11 protein-coding genes are annotated in these 14,764 nt (G+C 67.4%); 7 read left to right on the top strand and 4 right to left on the bottom strand.

Features of this window, described 5'->3' with window-relative positions; all coding sequences use genetic code 11:
* The first annotated feature begins 184 nt into the window (after positions 1-184).
* Entirely contained in the window at positions 185-2,077 is a 1,893-nt protein-coding gene (locus tag I4484_RS03470; RefSeq protein ID WP_197449639.1) for an ABC transporter ATP-binding protein, read from the top strand.
* A gap of 18 nt (positions 2,078-2,095) precedes the next feature.
* Here I4484_RS03470 and I4484_RS03475 read toward each other — a convergent pair whose 3' ends face one another.
* Entirely contained in the window at positions 2,096-3,073 is a 978-nt protein-coding gene (locus I4484_RS03475; protein WP_197449640.1) for a LysR family transcriptional regulator, read from the bottom strand.
* Between the two features lie 313 nt (positions 3,074-3,386).
* Here I4484_RS03475 and I4484_RS03480 point away from each other — a divergent pair, with 313 nt between their 5' ends.
* The 6 genes from I4484_RS03480 to aroQ all read left to right on the top strand — a co-directional run bounded on the left by I4484_RS03480 (position 3,387) and on the right by aroQ (position 12,603).
* Positions 3,387-4,598, top strand: coding sequence for an efflux RND transporter periplasmic adaptor subunit (locus tag I4484_RS03480; RefSeq protein ID WP_197449641.1), 1,212 nt, complete (start codon positions 3,387-3,389; stop codon positions 4,596-4,598).
* A 99-nt stretch (positions 4,599-4,697) separates the two neighbouring features.
* Positions 4,698-7,871 carry an efflux RND transporter permease subunit gene (locus I4484_RS03485; RefSeq protein ID WP_197449642.1) on the top strand — a complete coding sequence of 1,058 codons (3,174 nt, stop codon included), beginning with the start codon at positions 4,698-4,700 and terminating at the stop codon, positions 7,869-7,871.
* A complete protein-coding gene (locus I4484_RS03490; RefSeq protein WP_234283615.1) occupies positions 7,864-9,342 on the top strand; it encodes an efflux transporter outer membrane subunit in 1,479 nt (492 codons plus the stop codon). Before I4484_RS03485 ends, I4484_RS03490 begins: the two co-directional genes overlap by 8 nt.
* 293 nt (positions 9,343-9,635) lie before the next feature.
* On the top strand, positions 9,636-11,036 hold the full coding sequence (gene dbpA, locus I4484_RS03495; protein ID WP_197449643.1) for an ATP-dependent RNA helicase DbpA: 1,401 nt from the start codon (positions 9,636-9,638) through the stop codon (positions 11,034-11,036).
* Positions 11,037-11,053: 17 nt separating this feature from the next.
* Complete coding sequence (locus I4484_RS03500; RefSeq protein WP_197449644.1) at positions 11,054-11,956, top strand: PA4780 family RIO1-like protein kinase; 903 nt, start codon at positions 11,054-11,056, stop codon at positions 11,954-11,956.
* 53 nt (positions 11,957-12,009) lie between these two features.
* Positions 12,010-12,603, top strand: coding sequence for a gamma subclass chorismate mutase AroQ (gene aroQ, locus I4484_RS03505; protein WP_197449645.1), 594 nt, complete (start codon positions 12,010-12,012; stop codon positions 12,601-12,603).
* Between the two features lie 12 nt (positions 12,604-12,615).
* On the opposite strand, the gene I4484_RS03510 is transcribed toward aroQ, so the two are convergent.
* From I4484_RS03510 to I4484_RS03520, 3 genes are all read right to left on the bottom strand, one after another.
* Positions 12,616-13,395: a molybdopterin-binding protein gene (locus I4484_RS03510; protein ID WP_197449646.1), complete on the bottom strand. Its 780-nt coding sequence runs from the start codon at positions 13,393-13,395 to the stop codon at positions 12,616-12,618.
* Positions 13,379-14,260, bottom strand: a complete 882-nt coding sequence (locus I4484_RS03515) for a cytochrome b/b6 domain-containing protein (RefSeq protein WP_197449647.1) — start codon at positions 14,258-14,260, stop codon at positions 13,379-13,381. Before I4484_RS03515 ends, I4484_RS03510 begins: the two co-directional genes overlap by 17 nt.
* 90 nt (positions 14,261-14,350) lie before the next feature.
* Positions 14,351-14,644 carry a hypothetical protein gene (locus I4484_RS03520; RefSeq protein WP_197449648.1) on the bottom strand — a complete coding sequence of 98 codons (294 nt, stop codon included), beginning with the start codon at positions 14,642-14,644 and terminating at the stop codon, positions 14,351-14,353.
* Between the last annotated feature and the right edge of the window lie 120 nt (positions 14,645-14,764).

A 14,764-nucleotide genomic window follows, 5' to 3' on the forward strand; every position in this document is an offset into this window, starting at 1 on the left:
TTGATTTTGCATTCACACGGTAGGCTCGTATGGTTTTCAGCTCGCCTTTCTCTCATTTTTTTCATTCTCCTTCTTGACCTCAATTTAAGTTTAGGTTTTAGCCTGCGAACTGTCAGTCGCTCTGGAGCCTCGGGAATCATTCCGGAAGCGCCGCCTGTTTCTTTTTCCTGACGATGGAGTTGTCATGTTCCGTTTCTTCGAGACACTGGTGGATCCCTACCCCTCGGGGCAGACCGGGACACCGCCGCGGGAGCTCGGCCCGTTCATCCTGCACTTCTCGCGCCCACTGCTGCCGCTGCTGGCGGCGCTGGCGCTGTTGACGGCGCTGGTCTCTGCCGCGGAGGTGGTGTTCTTCAGTTACATGGGCGAGGTGGTGGACTGGCTGGCGGACGCCGAGCGCGAGGGGTTCTTCGCCGAATATGGCTGGCGCCTGGCCGGCATGGCGGCACTGGTGGCGATCGGTCTGCCGCTGCTGACCCTGCTGCAGTCGCTGGTGATGCATCAGGGTATCTTCGGCAACTACCCGATGCTCGGCCGCTGGCTGGCGCACCGTCACATGCTCAGCCAGAGCCTGGCCTTCTACCAGGACGAGTTCGCCGGACGCGTCTCGCAGAAGGTAATGCAGACGGCCCTGGCGATCCGCGAGACGGTTACCAAACTGCTCGACCTGATGGTCTACGTACTGGTCTACTTTGCCGGCGCCATGCTGGTGATGGGGCAGGCCGAACCCTGGCTGATGTTGCCGCTGCTGGTGTGGCTGGCCGGCTACGTGGCGATCCTGCGCCACTACGTGCCGCGGCTGCGGCGGGTCTCCATGCAGCAGGCCGACGCCCGCGCGGTCATGACCGGGCGCATCGTCGACAGCTACAGCAACATCCAGACCATCAAGCTGTTCGCCGACACCCGTCGCGAGCAGGCCTATGCCCGCGAAGCCATGGAGCAGTTCATGGTGACGGTACATCGCCAGATGCGCCTGGCCACGGGGCTCACCGTGAGCCTGACGCTGCTCAACTCGCTGCTGCTGGCCGGGGTGGCGGCGGTGGCCATCGGCGCCTGGTACCTCGAGGCCGTGTCGCTGGGCATCATCGCCGTGGCCATCGCGCTGGTGATGCGCATTCGCTTCATGTCCAACTGGATCCTGTGGGAGGTGGCGGCGCTGTTCGAGAACATCGGTACGGTGCAGGACGGGATCAATACCATCGCCCGCGAGCAGGCGGTCCAGGACGTGCCCGGTGCCGGTGAACTCGTGGTGCCGCGCGGCGAGATCCGCTTCGAAGCGCTGCGCTTCGGCTACGCGCGCCCGGACGGCGAGACGAACCGGGTCTTCGATGGCCTTACCCTGGACATCGCCCCGGGGGAGAAGGTCGGGCTGATCGGGCGCTCGGGGGCCGGCAAGTCGACCCTGGCCAACCTGCTGCTGCGCTTCTACGACCTGGAGGGCGGGCGCATCCTGATCGACGGCCAGGACATCGCCGGTGTCACCCAGGAGTCGCTGCGCCGCAAGATCGGCATGGTCACCCAGGACACCTCGCTGCTGCACCGCTCGGTGCGCGACAACATCCGCTACGGCAGTCCCGACGCCAGCGAGGAGGAGATCCGGGAGGCGGTGCGCCGCGCCCACGCCGATACCTTCATCGACGAGCTGGTGGATCTCGAAGGCCGCCGTGGCCTGGACGCCCATGTCGGTGAGCGCGGGGTCAAGCTCTCCGGCGGCCAGCGCCAGCGCATCGCCATCGCCCGGGTGCTGCTCAAGGATGCGCCTATCCTGGTGCTCGACGAGGCCACCTCGGCGCTCGACTCCGAAGTCGAGGCGGCGATCCAGGAGCAGCTCTATACCCTGATGGAGGGCAAGTCGGTGATCGCCATCGCCCACCGGCTCTCCACCATCGCCATGCTCGACCGCCTGGTGGTCATCGACGAGGGGGAAATCGTCGAGAGCGGCACTCACCGCGAGCTGCTGGCGCAGGGCGGCCTCTACGCCTCGCTGTGGCGCCGCCAGTCGGGCGGTTTCCTGGGACTGGATACCGAGGAGGAGGCCGAGCGCCGGCATGACAAGCCGCTGGACGTGGCGCCCTGAGTTGCGGCGCCCGGCGAATCATGCCGTTTCGTCGACGGCCTCGGCCGCTGCGCCGGTGGACACCGGCGGCCGCCACGGCTCGGGTGCCGACAGGCTCTCGATCCGCATGCTCTCGACCACGAAGTCGACGAAGGTGCGCACCTTGGGCGAGATGAGCTGGCCGCCCGGGAACACCGCGTTGAGCTCCACCTCGGGGCCTTCCCAGCCTTCGAGGATGCGCCGGGGCCGCGCGGTTTCCGCACCGAGGCAGACGACGAACTCGTTGGCGAGCATGATGCCCTGGCCATCCTCGAGCATGCCGCGCAGGGCCAAGGGGTCGTTGGCAATGGCCACCGGATCGACTTCCACCTCGACGCTTTCCCGGCTCGCGCTGTTGCGCAGCTGCCAGACGTAGCGCTGGCCGCGCTGGTCCAAGGCCTTGGCCAGCACCGCATGGGAGGCCAGGTCCGATGGCGTGCGCGGCTCGCCGTGGCGAGCGAGGTAGCTCTCGCTGGCATAGACGAACGAGCGGAAGCGGGCCAGGGGGCGCGCCACCAGGCTGGAGTCCGGCAGGGCGCCGACCCGCAGGGCGACGTCGATCTGGTTGGCGACCAGGTCCAGGCGCTCGTTGGAGAGCACCAGCTCGATGCGCACCTGGGGGTACAGCTGGCGGAAATCGCGTATCAGGACCGAGGTGAATTCGGTGCACATGGTGAAGGGGGCGGTGACCCTGAGCCAGCCGCGGGGGCTCTCCTCGAGGTGGTGCACGGCCTTTTCCGCCTCGCCGAGGTCGCGGGCGATGCGATTGCAGTAGTCGAAGTAGATGGCACCGGCTTCGGTGAGGCTCAGCCTGCGGGTGGTGCGGTTCAGCAGCCGGGCACCGAGGCGCCGCTCCAGGTCCTGCACCTTGCGACTGACGGTGGTCTTTCCAAGGCGAAGCTGCTTGGCAGCGGCAATGAAACTGCCCTGCTCCACGACCTTGGCAAAGATCAGGGCATCGTTGAGGTCTTGCAGCATGGTCGTTGTCCTGTGCCGTGCATGCAATGTCAGGGGAGAGCAACACTGCAGGGCGAGAGTCGACGAGAACGGCCGCACGGAAACTGTCCCGCCAATGGGACAGTATTTCCCTGTTGGCCCGACTAATCAAGTGACCGGTAACACTATATGGTGGCCTTCGGCAAAGTTTGCAGTTGTCGATTTATCGCGCCGACAAACGACATTAATAAATCAAGACACAGATATTAAGAATAATGAGGCAAGGGATGGGCGTCGCTGGCCGGAACGAATAACGACACTGCTAACTGCTACTTGTATCGGGAGAAAAGAAACAATGAACGTCCACAAGATGTTCGCGAATCGAGAAGGCCGGCGAGCGCTCATGGCTACCGCCGTGGTCGCCGGGTTGGTCATCCTGACAGGATGCGAAAGCCAGGCCGATACCCAGGAGGCTGCGGAGCAGGGGCCGCCGCCGCCCCAGGTCAGCGTGGCCCAGGTGCTGGTCGAGGACGTGGAGCTGTGGGACGCCTTCACCGGCCGTATCGAGGCGGTGGAGACGGTCGACCTGCGCCCGCGCGTGTCGGGCTACATCGAGAGCGTCAACTACACCGAAGGCCAGGAGGTCGAGAAGGGTGAGGTGCTGTTCGTCATCGATCAGCGCCCCTACCGCGCCGAGCTGGAGCGCGCCGAGGCCGAGCTGCAGCGGGCCCGGGCGCGTGCCGAGCTGGCGCGCAGCGAAGCCGCCCGGGCCGAGGCGTTGGCCCAGAGCCGCTCGATCTCGCGCGAGGAGCTGGACCAGCGGCGCGCCGCGGCGGCCACCGCCGAGGCCGACATCCTGGCGGCCCGGGCCATCGCCGAGACGGCCAGGCTCAACATGGAGTTCACCGAAGTGCGCGCGCCCATCGCCGGGCGTGCCGGCAGGGCATTGGTCACCCCGGGCAACCTGGTCTCCGAGGCCTCGCCGCTGACCCGGATCGTTGCCCTGGACCGGGTCCATGTGCACTTCCACAGCGACGAGCTGGCCTACCTGCACTACGACGCCATGGCGCGTAACGGCAGCCAGGCCAGTTTCCGCGAGGGCGGCATACCGGTGCGCGTGGGGCTGGCCAACGACGAGGGCTACCCCTACCGCGGCGAAGTCGATTTCGTCGACAACCGCCTCGATGCCGAGGCCGGCACCATTCTCACCCGCGCCGTGCTCGACAACAGCGACGGCCGCTTCGCCCCGGGCATGTACGCCCGCGTACAGCTGCTCGCGGGGGAGGCGGAGGGCTCCCTGCTGATCGACGACAAGGCGGTGCTCACCGACCAGGACCGCAAGTACGTCTACGTGGTCGACGAGGAGGGGCGCGCCATGCGCCGCGACGTGCAGCTGGGGCGCATGGCCGACGGACTGCGTGTCGTCGCCGCCGGTCTCGAACCCGGCGACCACGTGGTCGTGAATGGCGCCCAGCGGATCTTCTTCCCGGGGATGCCGGTGGCGGCGGAGAGCGTCGACATGCGCGGCCAGGCCGAGGGAGGCAACGAGCTGGCCGCCACGCACTGACCGCCAGACTCCACTGCCCGATGTAACAGAACAAGCGCTATAAACCCTGAACGATCTTCGGCGCGGACGTGGCTGTCCGCGCCGGGAGGGAGTCTTGTCATGGATTTCGCCAAGTTCTTCGTCGACCGGCCGATCTTCGCCGCGGTGCTGTCGATCCTGATCTTCATCGCCGGTGCCATCACCATCCCGCTGCTGCCGGTCAGCGAGTATCCCGACGTGGTGCCGCCCACCGTGCAGGTGCGCGCGGTCTATCCCGGCGCCAACCCCAAGGAGATCGCCGAGACGGTGGCGACACCGCTGGAGGAGGCGATCACCGGGGTCGAGGACCTGATGTACATGAAGTCGGTGGCCGGCTCCGACGGGGTGCTGGCGATGACGCTGACCTTCCGCCCCGGTACCGACCCCGACGAGGCCCAGGTGCAGGTGCAGAACCGCGTCGCCCAGGCTCAGGCGCGGCTGCCCGAGGCGGTGCGCCGCCAGGGCGTGACCACCGACAAGCAGTCGCCCGACCTGACCATGGTGCCGCAGTTGATCTCGCCCGACGGGCGCTACGACAGCACCTACCTGCGCAACTACGCGGCGCTGCACGTGCGCGACGAGCTGGCGCGGCTGCCCGGGGTGGGGCAGGCGATGCTGTTCGGTGCCGGCGATTACGCCATGCGGGTGTGGATCGATCCCGACCGGGCCGCCGCGCGCGGGCTCACCGCGGGTGACATCATCGCGGCGATTCGTGAGCAGAACGTGCAGGTCTCGGCGGGACAGCTCGGCGCGCCGCCGACCCCGACCGCGTCGGATTTCCTCGTCTCGATCAACGCCCAGGGGCGCCTGACCACCGAGGAGGAGTTCGGCGATATCGTGGTCAAGGCCGGAGCCGACGGGCAGATCACCTACCTCTCGGACGTGGCGCGCATCGAGCTTGGCGCCGCCGAGTACTCGCTGCGTTCGCTGCTCGACAACCAGCAGGCGGTGGCCATCGGCATCTTCCAGGCGCCCGGGTCCAACGCCATTGCGCTCTCCGATGCGGTACGCGACAAGATGGACGAGCTGGCCGAGCGCTTTCCCGAAGGCGTTGAGCACACCATCGTCTACGACCCCACGGTGTTCGTGCGCGACTCGATCAAGTCGGTGATCAAGACCCTGCTCGAGGCGGTACTGCTGGTGGTGCTGGTAGTCACGCTGTTCCTGCAGACCTGGCGCGCTTCGGTGATCCCGCTGCTGGCGGTGCCGGTGTCGATCGTGGGGACCTTCGCCGTGCTTTATCTGCTCGGTTTCTCGATCAATACCCTGACGCTGTTCGGCCTGGTGCTGGCTATCGGCATCGTGGTCGACGACGCCATCGTGGTGGTGGAGAACGTCGAGCGCAACATCGAGGAGGGGCTCGCGCCGCTGGCGGCGGCCCACCAGGCCATGCGCGAGGTGAGCGGGCCGATCATCGCCATCTCGGTGGTCTTGTGCGCGGTGTTCGTGCCGATGGCCTTCCTCGAAGGCGTCACCGGGCAGTTCTACCGCCAGTTCGCGGTGACCATTGCCATCTCCACGGTGATCTCGGCGATCAACTCGCTGACGCTGTCGCCGGCGCTGGCGGCGATGCTGCTCAAGCCCCACGATGCGCCGAAGGACCGCCTGTCGCGGCTGATCGACTTTCTCTTCGGCTGGCTGTTCCGCCCGTTCAACCGCTTCTTCAATGCCAGCTCGCGGGGGTATCAGCGCGGCGTAGGGCGCAGCCTGCGCCGGCGCGGCGCGGTGTTCGCCGTCTACGTGCTGCTGCTGGCGGGTACCGGGGTGATGTTCCAACTGGTGCCGGGAGGCTTCATTCCCACCCAGGACAAGATGTACCTGATCGGCGGCGCCAAGCTACCCGAGGGGGCCTCGCTCGACCGTACCGAGGCGGTGATCCGGCAAATGACCGACCTGGCGCTGGAGACCGAAGGCGTGAGTTCGGCGGTGGCCTTCCCCGGGCTCAACCCGCTGCAGTTCACCAACACGCCCAACACCGGCACGGTGTTCTTCGGCCTCGACCCGTTCGAGTCGCGTTCGCGCAGCGCCGAGGAGATCGTCGGTGAGCTCAACGGCAAGTTCGGCGCCATGCAGGAGGCATTCAGCTTCGCCTTCACTCCGCCGGCGATCCTCGGCATCGGTTCGGGGTCGGGTTTCTCGCTGTTCGTGCAGGACCGTGCCGGGCTCGGCTACGGCGAACTGCAGCAGGCCGTCGATGGCTTCAGCGGGGCGCTGATGCAGGCGCCGGGCATGGGCTACCCGATCACCTCCTACCAGTCCAACGTGCCCCAGCTCGACCTGCACGTCGACCGGGTCAAGGCCAAGACCCAGGGCGTGGCGCTGACCGACCTGTTCGAGACCCTGCAGGTCTACCTCGGCTCGGTCTACGTCAACGACTTCAATCGCTTCGGTCGTACCTGGCAGGTGATGGCCCAGGCCGACGGCGACTACCGCATGGACGTGGAGAACATCGATCGCCTGCGCACTCGCAATGCCTACGGCGAGATGGTGCCGATCGGCAGCATGATCCGCATCGACCGAACCTTCGGCCCCGATCCGGTGATCCGCTACAACGGCTACCCGGCGGCCGACCTGATGGGCGAGGCCGACCCGCGGATCCTGTCGTCGAGCCAGGCCATCGAAGTGGTGGAGCAGCTCGCCCCGGCAGTGCTGCCCGCCGGCATGAGCTTCGAGTGGACCGACCTGAGCTACCAGCAGGTCAACCAGGGCGGGGCGGCGCTGGTGGTGTTCCCGCTCGCCATCCTGCTGGTGTTCCTGGCGCTCGCCGCGCTCTACGAGAGCTGGACGCTGCCGCTGGCGGTGATCCTGATCGTGCCGATGTGCATGCTCTCGGCATTGATCGGCGTGAAGCTCACCGGCGGTGACAACAACATCTTCGTGCAGGTGGGCCTGGTGGTTCTGATCGGCCTGGCATGCAAGAACGCCATCCTGATCGTCGAGTTCGCTCGCGAGCTGGAGCTGCAGGGTCGCGGCATCGTCGAGGCGGCCCTGGAGGCGTGCCGCCTGCGCCTGCGTCCGATCATCATGACCTCGATTACCTTCACCGCCGCGGTGGTGCCGCTGATGCTGGCCGGCGGTGCCGGCGCCGAGGTACGCCAGGCGCTGGGCACGGCAGTGTTCGCCGGCATGCTCGGCGTGACCCTGTTCGGCCTGTTCCTGACGCCGGTGTTCTACGTCGCTCTGCGCAAGCTGGTCACGCGCGGTCAGGTCGAACCTCGCGACGCACAGCCTGTGGAGGGCGCCTATCATGCCTGATCTGGCCACGCGCAAGAGAACCATGCGACACCTGCTGCCTTTGCCTCTCGTGCTGGCGTTGGCCGCCTGCGCGGTGGGGCCCGACTACCGCGCGCCGACGCTGCCCGAGCCCGCCGCCCTGGTGCGCGCCGAGCCGGGACTGGTGACGACGGAAGCCGTCGAGCGGGACTTCTGGCGCGGCTTCGACGATGCGCTGCTGACCGAGCTGGTCGAAGAGGCCTTCGACGCCAACCACGACCTGCGCATCGCCCTGGCGCGCCACGACCGCAGCCTGGCGCTGCTGCGCCAGTCGCGTCGCGACCTGGCGCCCAGCGTCACCGCCGAGGCGGGCGCCGCCCATCAGCGCGCCAGCGCCGACCAGATGCCCGAGGCGACACGCTCCCAGCGCGACTTCGAGAGCTATGATGCCGGCGTCGCCGCGCTGTGGGAGCTCGACTTCTTCGGCCGCGTGCGGCGTGCCGTGGAAGCCCAGCAGGCCGAAGCGGAAGCCTCGGCCGCCGATGTGCGCGCCATGCAGGTAGTGGTGGTCGGCGAGCTGGTCGACCAGTACATGCGCCTGCGCGGCCTGCAGGAGCAGCTGCGCGTGGCCGAGGCCAATGCCGATTACCAGCGTGAGTCGCTGGAATTGGTGGATGCACGGCTGGAGGCCGGGCGCGGCACCGAGTTCGACAGCGTGCGCGCCCGGGCGCAGCTCGAGAGCACGCTGTCGCGCATCCCGGCGCTCGAGGCCGAGATCGCCGCCATCACCCATCGCCTGGCGGTGCTGACCGGCCGCGAACCCGCCGCGCTGGTCGCCCGGCTGGAGGCTCCGGCGCCGCTACCGGCATTGCCGGACCAAGTGGCGGCCGGGCTGCCCGGCGAGCTGCTGCGTCGACGCCCGGACATCGCCGCCGCCGAGCGTCGCCTGCACGCCGCCACCGCCAGCATCGGCGTGGCCACCGCCGACCTCTACCCGCGCTTCACCCTGAGCGGCCTGCTCGGTACCCAGGCCGCCAGCACCGGCGACCTGTTCGGCCGCGACAGCGAGACCCGGCTGGTGGCGCTGGGGGTGGACTGGTCGTTCCTCGACAGCGGGCGGGTGCGCGCGCGCATGGCGGCGGCCGATGCCGACGCCGAGGCCAACCTGGCGCGCTACGAGCAGGCCGTGCTGCTGGCGCTGGAGGAGGCCGAGACGGCACTTGCCCGCTACGCCCAGTCGCTGCGTGAACGTGAGCATCTGGCGGCTGCCGCCGAAGCCAGCACCGAGGCGGCCCGACAGGCGCGGGTACGCTTCGAGGTCGGCGTGATCGACTTCCTCGAGGTGATCGACAGCGAGCGTTCGCGACTCGAGGCCGAGGATGGCCTGGCGCGAGCCAACGTGCGCGCTTCCAGCGCCCTGGTGGGGCTCTACCGGGCGCTGGCCGGCGGCTGGGACGAGCGCATGGACGAGCCGCGCCAGGCGAGTGAGGAACCTGCACTGACCTCCACCTGAGGAGGGCGAGCCCTGGTTTGCCCTTCGAAGATGAGCCGGCATGGCGCCATGCGTCGTGCCGGCTCAACCTGTTCCATGTTCCGCGTTTCACGTTCTATGTAGCACGTTCCGCGGTACGGCCCCAGTAAGCACTCGCTGACTCGGCGCTGTCGATAGCACGATGCCGTCCGCCTTTTTCTGCTATGCTGCCTGCCTTTCCCCAGCAGACGAAGCCCGGCCTCGGCTCGTGCCTTCGCATTCACCCTCGCTTGCTTGCCGCTTCGGCAATCGCTCAGTCTCGCAGGTCCATTTCCGTGTCCGACTCTCCCAACGACGGGGCCTTTGCCTCGTTGCCGCTGGCACCAGAACTGCTGGCCAATCTCGATTCGCTCGGCTACCACGCCATGACGCCGATTCAGGCCGAAAGCCTGCCGCCGCTGCTGGCGGGCCGCGACGTGATCGCCCAGGCCAGGACCGGCTCGGGCAAGACCGCGGCGTTCGGCCTGGGGCTGCTTTCGCGCCTCGATATCTCGCGCTTCCAGGTTCAGGCGCTGGTGCTCTGCCCCACGCGCGAGCTGGCCGACCAGGTGGCCGGCGAGATCCGGCGGCTGGCGCGCACGCTGCCCAACGTCAAGGTGCTGACCCTGTGCGGCGGGGCGCCCTTCGGCCCTCAGCTGGCCTCGCTGGCGCATGGTGCGCATGTGGTGGTGGGCACCCCCGGCAGGGTGGAGGAGCACCTGCGCAAGGGCGCACTCGATCTCGCTTCGCTCGACACGCTGGTACTGGACGAGGCCGACCGTATGCTCGACATGGGCTTTCAGCCCAGCCTGGAGGCGATCGTCGGTGCGACGCCGGCCAGCCGCCAGACCCTGCTGTTCAGCGCCACCTTCAGCGACGAGATCCGACGCATCGCCGAGGGGCTGCTGCGTGATCCGGCCGAGGTGGCGGTGGCCGCAAGCCATGACGAAAGCACCATCCGCCAGCGCGTCTACCGGGTGGCCGACGAGGCGCAGCGCTTCGAAGTCCTGCGCGGGCTGCTGCTGCAACACCGGCCGCGCTCCAGCGTGGTGTTCTGCAACACGCGGCGCGAGACGCAGGAGGTGGCCGATGCCCTGTGCGAGGCGGGCTTCAGCGCCCTGGCGCTGCACGGCGACCTGGAGCAGCGCGATCGCGACCGCATCCTGGTACTGTTCGCCAACCGTAGCATCTCTATCCTGGTGGCCACCGACGTGGCGGCACGCGGGCTGGATATCGCCGCGCTGGATGCGGTATTCAACTACCAGATCGCCCGCGACCTCGAGGTCCACGTACATCGCGTCGGGCGTACCGGCCGTGCCGGCGGCTCCGGCATCGCCTGCACCCTGGTCAGCGAGAGCGAGGCCTATCGCCTCGAGCGGCTCAACGAATTCCTCGGCGAACCCCTCGAGGAGGCGCCGCTGCCGCCGCGCAACGTGCTGGCGCGGGACCCCTTCCTGCCGGAGATGACGACGCTGCAGCTCGACGGCGGCAAGAAGCAGAAGGTGCGCCCCGGCGATATTCTCGGCGCACTGACCGGCGAGGGTGGCATCGAGGGGGCTCAGGTGGGCAAGATCAAGGTGCTGGAGCGCAGCGCCTACGTCGCCGTGCAGCGCGAGGTCGCCAAGGCGGCGCTCGCCCAGCTCGGCACGGGCAAGCTCAAGGGGCGCTCGTTCCGCGCCCGGCGCGTCAGCCGCTGAGAACAGAAGGAGGATAGGTGAAGGTACCTAAACGATTGCAGCCGCTGATCGACGACGGCTTGATCGACGCAGTCGAGAGCCAGCTGATGAGCGGCAAGGAAGCCCAGGTCTTCGTGGTGGTTTCCCACGGCGAGCGCCGCTGCGCCAAGGTCTTCAAGGAGGCCAAGCAGCGCAGCTTCAAGCAGGCGGTGCAGTACCAGGAGGGGCGTCGCGAACGCAACAGCCGCCGCTCGCGGGCCATGGCCAAGAAGACCCGCTACGGCCAGAAGGAGCAGGAGCAGGCCTGGCTCAATGCCGAGGTCGACGCCCTCTACCGGCTGGCGGCGGCGGATGTGCGGGTGCCGCAGCCCTATGGCTTCATCGACGGCGTGCTGCTGATGGAGATGATCAGCGATGCCGAGGGCCTGACCGCCCCGCGCCTGGACGACGTGATCCTGAGCCCCGAGCAGGCCCGCGAGTACTACGCCAAGATCCTGCGCGACGTGGTCAAGATGCTGTGCGCCGGACTGGTGCACGGCGATCTCTCCGAGTTCAACGTGCTGCTGGCCGCCGACGGCCCGGTGATCATCGACCTGCCCCAGGCGGTGGACGCCGCCGGCAACAACAGCGCCGAGTGGATGTTCGAGCGCGACGTGGACAACATGCGCCGCTACTTCGGCCGCTTCGCACCGGAGCTGCTCGGCACCGACTACGGCAAGGAGATCTGGGCGCTCTATGAATCCGGCGAGCTGCATCCCGAGAGCCGGCTGACCGGCTGCTTCGAGCATGACACCAGCACCGTGGACGTGGAGGAGCTGATGAGCGTGATCGACGATGTGCGCGAGGAGGAGGCCTATCGCCAGGGGGCGCGCAACCGCGGTGACGAACCCGGCGTCGAGGAGGCCGCCGAAGAGTGGCGGGAATCCCAGCGGGAGCGTTGAGCCGAATTGGAGTACCCTTTCGAAGCATCTCCAATAACCGAGCGAGGATCGCCATGTCGTTGCGTAAGACGTTGCCCATCCATCCTGGCCGCTGGCTTGTCGTTGCCTTGGCCCTGCTGCTGGCAGGCTGCCAGATGCAGCCACCGGAGCCACCCGACGAGGACAAGGCGGCCATCGACCGCATGCTGGGGCTGATCGACGAGCGGCTCGACGTGGCGCCGCTGGTGGCCCAGTCCAAGTGGAACAGCGGTGCGCCCATCGAGGCGCCCGAGCGCGAGGCGCAGATCCTCGACCAGGTGGCGGAGGATGCCGAAGCCGCCGGCGTCGAGGAGGACTTCGCCCGGCGCTTCTTCGAGAAGCAGTTCGAAGCCAGCAAGCAGATCCAGCGCCGCCTGCACCATCAATGGCTGCAGGAGGGGCGTTCCCCCTTCGCCGACCCGCCCGACCTCGCCGAGGAGGTGCGCCCGGTGCTCGACCGCCTGACGCCGCAGCTGATCGAGTCGCTGGCCGACATCGAGCGTATCGCCGCGGTCGAGGGTTCGGGGCGCTATCTCGAACGGCGCGCGACAGAGCTGATTCAGGACGACTTCGACGGCGAACCGCGTGACGTCTCGATCCAGCCGCTGCTGGAGCGCCTGTCGCGGTAGTACTCGGCTAGCCTATATCCCCGCCCACCACTCGTAGCCGCAGTCCTCCCAATAGCCGCCCCGGCCGCGGCCGAGGTGGGCGAAGTTCTCCACCAGTTCGATGCGCATCACGTACTTGGCCATCTTGTAGCCGAGCTGGCGCTCGGCTCGCAGTCTTATTGGGGCGCCGTTGGCAACGGGCAGATTGCCACCGTTCAGGCCGTAGGCCATCAGCGTCTGGGGGTGATAGGCCTCGATCATGTCCAGGCTTTCGTAGTAGGCATCCCCGCCGCGGTAGCGGTCGGCACAGTGGAAGACCACGAAGCGCGCCTCGTCACGCACCCCGACCTGGGCCAGCAGGTCACCGAGGACCACGCCGGTCCATTGGCCGATGCAGCTCCAGCCCTCGACGCAGTCGTGGCGGGTGATCTGGGTACGCGAGGGCATGCTCCTCAGCTCATCGAGCGAAAAGCGCTGCGGACGCTCGACCAGCCCGTCGACCGTCAGGCGCCAGTCGCGGAAGCCGTCGGCCGCCAGGCGTCGGTAGGTTGCGTCCTGCGGGTCGGTCGTGCCGTTGGCGCGAAAGGTCGGCGCGATGTCCTCGGGCGAGTATTCACGGGCGAGGGATTCGCGCGAGGCCAGCAGGCGCTGGGCTTTCTGGGTCAAGGCACTGCTGGCATCGAACAGCCGGCCCATGGTGTCACTGCGCGTCAGCCGGTCGCAGCCCGTCAGCAGGACGGCGGATGCGGCCAGCAGCGAGCGGGTCAGAAAGCGTCGACGCCGAGGGTCGGTGGGTCTATTTTTTCTGTTCATCGGAAAGCACCTCCTCGCTCGCGGGCAGGGCCGGGGGCAGGCGATAGCGCCCGGTGATCATCGAGCGCAAGTTGTTGGCGACGCCGGAGACCAGCACCAGCACGATGTGAATCAGGAGGAACCCCACCAGGGCCAGGGCGCACAGGAAGTGGATCGTGCGTGCGCTCTGGCGGCCGCCGAAGACATCCAGCAGCCAGGGCCAGGCGGCATCCATGGTCGGTGACATGGTCAGCCCGGTCAGCACGACCAATGGCATGACGACGAACAGCACCAGCAGGTAGGCGAGCTTCTGCAGCAAGTTGTAATGGCGCGCTTCCTCGCCGCGCGGAAAGCGCAGCCGCAGGTGGTCGTAGAAGGTCTGGCCGAGGGTTCGCCATTCCTGCCGACGCGGCAGCAAACGTCGCCTTAGCTGACCGCTGAGGACCAGATACGCCAGGTAGGCGAGCAGCATGGGAACGAAAACCCAGGCGGCAAGAAAATGCCACCCACGACCCGCGGACAGCCAGCGCGGGCCGGGCAGGGTGGCCCAGGCCGGGAAAGCGCGTCGTTCACGGGCCTCATCCGGGCCGGAAATACCCAGCACCCCGGTAGTATCGAAGCGGTAGGGGCCGATCTGGGTGATGCCGCGCCACTCGCCGTCGTTACCCGTCGCGGCGTGAATCGACAGTGCCGGGTTGGCGAAACTGGAATCCTTGCCCCAATACAGGGCGGGATGGGCGTTGAAGATCTGCAGGCCACTCATCAACAACACCAACAGACAGGCGGCATTGACCCAATGCCAGAGCCGTGTGAAGGCGCCATGTCGCTGGATGACCGTGGCAGCCTGGTCCCTGTTCGTACCGGTGAATGAGTCGAAGACACGCATCGCGGCACCCTCCTGCGAGCGAAGATCGAGAAAAATCGGCCGGTGGAGGGAAGGAATGGACGAGCACCGGCCGATACCGCGAGTCGAGCTTCACATGGCATCGTCGTCCGACATCATGTCGTCGTCTTCCTCCTCCATCATGTGATCGTCTTCCTCCATCATTGCGCCTTTCTCTTCCATGGCGTCTTCTTCCATCATTGCGCCTTTCTCTTCCATGGCATCGCTGTCCATGGCATCGCTGCCCATGTCATCGCCGGTCATGGCCTCGTGCTCCATGCTGTCGCTTTCCATGGGCTCGTCGGCCAGGGCGACGGTCGGCAGCAGCAGCGCGGTGGCGAGCAGGGTGGCAAACAGCGCGGTCTTGGGACGGTTCAACGGGTTCATCGGCTTGCACCTCTTGTTCGGATTGGTTGTTCGGATTGGCCGTCGGCGATATGCCGGAGCGGCAAGGGTCACACTAGTCAGGCACTGTCATGGGTTCATCACGGAACCATCACGTCGTGG

Origin of the sequence: Halomonas sp. SS10-MC5, from assembly GCF_015992245.1 — a bacterium.
Lineage (GTDB): Bacteria > Pseudomonadota > Gammaproteobacteria > Pseudomonadales > Halomonadaceae > Halomonas > Halomonas sulfidoxydans.

Excerpts from the sequence above, each read along its gene's own strand:
- I4484_RS03470 (WP_197449639.1), top strand. The coding sequence starts at position 185 with ATGTTCCGTTTCTTCGAGACACTGGTGGATCCCTACCCCTCGGGGCAG.
- I4484_RS03475 (WP_197449640.1), bottom strand. The coding sequence starts at position 3,073 with ATGCTGCAAGACCTCAACGATGCCCTGATCTTTGCCAAGGTCGTGGAG.
- I4484_RS03480 (WP_197449641.1), top strand. The coding sequence starts at position 3,387 with ATGAACGTCCACAAGATGTTCGCGAATCGAGAAGGCCGGCGAGCGCTC.
- I4484_RS03485 (WP_197449642.1), top strand. The coding sequence starts at position 4,698 with ATGGATTTCGCCAAGTTCTTCGTCGACCGGCCGATCTTCGCCGCGGTG.
- I4484_RS03490 (WP_234283615.1), top strand. The coding sequence starts at position 7,864 with ATGCCTGATCTGGCCACGCGCAAGAGAACCATGCGACACCTGCTGCCT.
- aroQ (WP_197449645.1), top strand. The coding sequence starts at position 12,010 with ATGTCGTTGCGTAAGACGTTGCCCATCCATCCTGGCCGCTGGCTTGTC.
- I4484_RS03510 (WP_197449646.1), bottom strand. The coding sequence starts at position 13,395 with ATGAACAGAAAAAATAGACCCACCGACCCTCGGCGTCGACGCTTTCTG.
- I4484_RS03515 (WP_197449647.1), bottom strand. The coding sequence starts at position 14,260 with ATGCGTGTCTTCGACTCATTCACCGGTACGAACAGGGACCAGGCTGCC.
- I4484_RS03520 (WP_197449648.1), bottom strand. The coding sequence starts at position 14,644 with ATGAACCCGTTGAACCGTCCCAAGACCGCGCTGTTTGCCACCCTGCTC.